This is a genomic window from Thioalkalivibrio sp., from assembly GCF_007692535.1.
GTDB lineage: Bacteria > Pseudomonadota > Gammaproteobacteria > Ectothiorhodospirales > Ectothiorhodospiraceae > Thioalkalivibrio.
On record NZ_REBW01000013.1, the window covers coordinates 1 to 3,208 of the forward strand.

At 64.7% G+C, this 3,208-nt stretch carries 1 protein-coding gene and 1 pseudogene; both read left to right on the forward strand.

Annotated elements, in window-relative coordinates; genetic code table 11:
* Window positions 1-2,748, forward strand: a 2,748-nt coding sequence (locus EA346_RS00180; protein ID WP_296754119.1) for an efflux RND transporter permease subunit, incomplete at its 5' end; no start/stop codon positions are given.
* Between the two features lie 248 nt (window positions 2,749-2,996).
* Window positions 2,997-3,208 (forward strand): annotated as a pseudogene (gene rbcL, locus EA346_RS00185) (ribulose-bisphosphate carboxylase large subunit); the annotation flags it as partial.

The window sequence follows — 3,208 nt, forward strand, 5'->3', positions numbered from 1 at the left end:
CTTCCCGCCGAAGCGGAGGATCCGGTGGTGGAGCTCTCCGTGGGCGAGAGCATCGCCGCGATGTACCTCTCATTTTTCTCCGACCGACTCGCCAACAACCAGATCACCGACTACCTGACCCGGGTGGTCGAACCGGAACTGTCCACCATCGCCGGCGTGCAGCGTGCCGAGATCCTGGGCGGAGAGACCTTCGCGATGCGGCTGTGGCTGGATGCCGACCGGATGGCCGCCTACGGCGTCACCGGCCGCGACGTTCGCGCGGCACTGGAGGCCAACAACGTGCTCGCCGCGGTGGGGCGAACCCGCGGGCAGATGGTCAACATCGACCTCACTGCAGCCACCGACCTGAGCCGGCCCGAGGAATTCGAGCGCCTGATCGTGCGCGAGGACGACGGGGCGCTGGTGCGCATCGAGGACATCGCCACCGTCGAACTCGGTTCCGAGAACTACGACACCTCCGTGCGCTTCAACGGTCAGACCGCCACTTTCATCGGCATCGAGTTGTCGCCCGAAGCCAATGCCCTCGACGTGATCGCCGCGGTGCGCGACGCCTTCCGCGAACGGGTGCAGCCGCAACTGCCGGAGGGGCTGAACGCGGAGATCGTCTACGACTCCACGGATTACATCGAGAGCGCGATCGAGGAGGTGATCCTGACCATCGGTCTCGCGCTCGGCATCGTGCTGCTGGTGATCTACCTTTTCCTGGGCTCGTTGCGCAGCGTGCTGATCCCGGCGGTCGCGATCCCGCTGGCATTGGTCGGGACCTTCCTGCTGATGCTGCTGATGGGCTTTTCCATCAACCTGCTGACCCTGCTCGCCATGGTCCTGGCGATCGGCATCGTCGTCGACGACGCCATCATCATGCTGGAGAACGTGCATCGGCATATCGAGGACGGGATGCAGCCCTACGACGCGGCCATCCAGGGCGCACGCGAGCTGGCATGGCCAATCGTCGCCATGTCCACGACGCTGATCGCGGTATTCCTGCCGATCGGTTTCGTCGGCGGGCTGACCGGAACCCTGTTCGTCGAGTTCGCCTTCACCCTGGCCGGCGCGGTGCTGATCTCGGGCATCGTCGCCCTGACCCTGTCACCGATGATGTGCTCGAAGATCCTCCGCGGGCATGAGGAAGGACGCCCGGGAGGCCGGCTGGAACGCTGGCTGGACGCCCGCTTCAATGGACTGCAGCAACGCTACCGGCGGCGCCTGCACGGCGCTCTGAACGAGCGCTTCACGCTGCTGGTCTTCGGTCTGATCGTGCTGGTGTCCTGTTATTTCCTCTTCGTCACCAGCGACACCGAACTGGAGCCGCCGGAGGACCAGGGCTTCGTGTTCTCGATCATGGAGGGCGACGCCTACCTGGGGCTGGATCAGCTCGAACGCAACACGCGGCTGATCGACGACTTCGCCGATGGGATTCCCGAGCTGCAGAACACCTTCATCGTCAACGGCTTCGGCGGTGGCGCCACGCCCAGCACCAACGCGGCCATCGGCGGTTTCGTGATGGTCCCCTGGGATCAGCGCGAGCGCGCGACCAGCGCCATCCTGGAACAGGACCTGCAGCCGCGCCTGGACAGGATCCCGGCGCTGAGCATCTTCGCCATCGAACCGCCCTCCCTGCCCAGCCCGGGAGGCGGCGGAGCGCCGGTGAGCGTGGTCATCGGGTCCACCGGGCCGATCGAGAACCTGGGCGAACTGGCCGACGAAATCATCTCCCGCGCCATGGAGACCGGACGCTTCATCTTCATGGACTCCGATCTCGACTTCGACAAGCCGCGGGTCGATCTGAACATCGACCGCGACAAGGCCGCGCAGATGGGGATCGACATGGCCACCCTGACCGCCGACCTCGCCCCCCTGCTTTCGGGCGGCTTCACCGGCCGGTTCGCGCTGGACAACCGCAGCTACCGTGTCATCCCCCAGGTGCAGCGCAGCGAACGTCTGAACCCGGACCAGCTCGGCGAACTGTACACCCGTACCCGCGAGGGAGAGCCGGTACCGCTGTCGAACATCGTGACCCTCGAGGAAACGGTGGTCCCGCGCAGCCTGCAGCGCTTTCAGCAGCTGAACGCGGTGACGCTGTCCGGGGTTCCGCGTCCCGGCGTCACGCTGGGCGAGGCGCTGGGCGTGGTCGAAGGGATCGCCGCCGACGTGCTTCCCCTCGGCTATACCGTCGACTATGCGGGCCAGTCCCGGCAGCTGAAGGCCGAGGGGGCGCAGTTCGTGGTCACCTTCTTCTTCGCGTTGATCGTGATCTATCTGGTGCTCGCCGCTCAGTTCGAGTCGTTCCGCGACCCGTTGATCATGCTGATGACCGTGCCGATGTCGATCGCCGGGGCACTGGTCTTCATCAGCCTCGGCTTCACCTCGCTGAACATCTACACCCAGGTGGGCCTCGTGACCCTGATCGGGCTCATCGCCAAGCACGGCATCCTGATCGTCGAGTTCGCGAACCAGTTGCAGGCGCGGGGAAGATCCGTACGCGAAGCCATCGAGGAGGCGGCCAGTCTGCGCCTGCGCCCGATTCTGATGACCACCACCGCCACCGTGATCGCCATGGTGCCGCTGTTGATCGCCACCGGTGCCGGCGCCGGGTCGCGTTTCGCAATGGGGCTCGTGATCGCCAGCGGCATGACCATCGGCACGCTGTTCACCCTGTTCGTGGTACCCGCGGTCTACCTGTACCTGGCACGGGATCGCAGCGCTCAACCCCGGCACGCACTCGCCGCCGAATCCCGCCCGGGCTGAGCGCCGCGCCAATCCGATTCGCTCAGCCATTCCAACCACAGCCGAATTGGGTGATAATCCAGCACCGAGACCGGGGGCTCCCCCGGTCGACCCTCAAGGATCGCCACCGCCGATCGCATCACATAGACGATTCGCTATCTATATCATCTAAACTATCTATTTGTTATCGGCTATCGGTCTTTCTACTCTCACTAACCGAATTCCACGACGCTCACCAACCGAATTCCACAACGCGCAGGAGACAACCAATGGCCGTCAAGAAATACGACGCGGGTGTGAAGGATTACCGCGAAACCTATTGGATGCCGGACTACATTCCGCTGGAAACCGATCTCCTGGCGGTGTTCAAGATCAGTCCGCAGCCCGGCGTCGACCGTGAAGAGGCCGCCGCCGCCGTAGCCGCAGAATCCTCCACCGGCACCTGGACCACCGTCTGGACCGACCTGCTGACGGACATGGA